Raw genomic sequence first — 1052 nt, 5'->3', positions numbered from 1 at the left:
CCGACGACGTGACCGGTCGCACCGAGCTGCTGGGCGACTTTCATGTGCGCATGGCGGAGCTCATGGGCAACCAGGTGCTGGCCGAGTTGCTGCGCGACCTGGTCTCGCGCTGTGCACTCATCACGCTCATGTACCAGACCAACCAGGCCGCCGCGCACTCGCATAACGAGCACGCCGACATCGTCAAGGCCCTGGCGGCGCGCGACGAGGAACTGGCCGTGCGCCTGATGACCGAGCACCTGCTGCACGTTGAAGAAAACCTCACCTTCGACCGCAAGCTGCCCATCAACGACCTTTCGCTGGCGCTCTCATGACCTACGACACCACCCGGCCCTACCCGCGCGACCTGGCAGGCCATGGCCGCAACACACCCCACGCCCGCTGGCCGAACGGTGCGCGAATCGCGGTGCAGTTCGTGCTGAACTACGAAGAAGGCGGCGAGAACAGCGTCTTGCACGGCGACGACGCCTCCGAACAATTCCTCTCCGAGATGTTCAACCCGGCGGCCTACCCGGCGCGACACATCAGCATGGAAGGCATCTACGAGTACGGCGCGCGCGCGGGTGTGTGGCGCATCCTGCGCGAGTTCGAGCAGCGCGGTCTGCCGCTCACGGTGTTCGGCGTGGCCACCGCGCTCCAGCGCTGCCCCGACGTGACCGCCGCGCTGAAGGAACTGGGTCACGAGTTCGCCTGCCACGGCCTCAAGTGGATCCACTACCAGAACGTGATTGAGGCCACCGAGCGCGCCCACATGGCGCAGGCCATGCAGATCATGCAAGACCTCACCGGCAGCCGACCGCTGGGCTGGTACACCGGGCGCGACAGCCCCAACACGCGCCGCCTGGTGGCGGACTTCGGCGGCTTCGAATACGACAGCGACTACTACGGCGACGACCTGCCGTTCTGGATGAAGGTGCAGAAGACCGACGGGAGCCACGCCCACCAGCTCATCGTGCCCTACACGCTGGACTGCAACGACATGCGCTTTGCGCTGCCGCAGGGCTACTCGCACGCCGACCCGTTTTTCCAGTACCTCAAGGACAGCTTTGACG

At 65.8% G+C, this 1052-nt stretch carries 2 protein-coding genes; both read left to right on the top strand.

Annotated elements, in window-relative coordinates; all coding sequences use genetic code 11:
- Positions 1–314: FCD domain-containing protein (locus Q1W68_RS17940; protein WP_300717217.1), on the top strand; the 314-nt coding region annotated here is incomplete at its 5' end.
- Positions 311–1052: polysaccharide deacetylase family protein (locus tag Q1W68_RS17935; RefSeq protein WP_300717216.1), on the top strand; the 742-nt coding region annotated here is incomplete at its 3' end. The genes Q1W68_RS17940 and Q1W68_RS17935, both read left to right, overlap by 4 nt.

It is taken from the genome of Hydrogenophaga sp. (genome assembly GCF_030158645.1).
GTDB lineage: Bacteria > Pseudomonadota > Gammaproteobacteria > Burkholderiales > Burkholderiaceae_C > Hydrogenophaga.
This window is presented reverse-complemented; position numbering and strand designations above follow the sequence as displayed.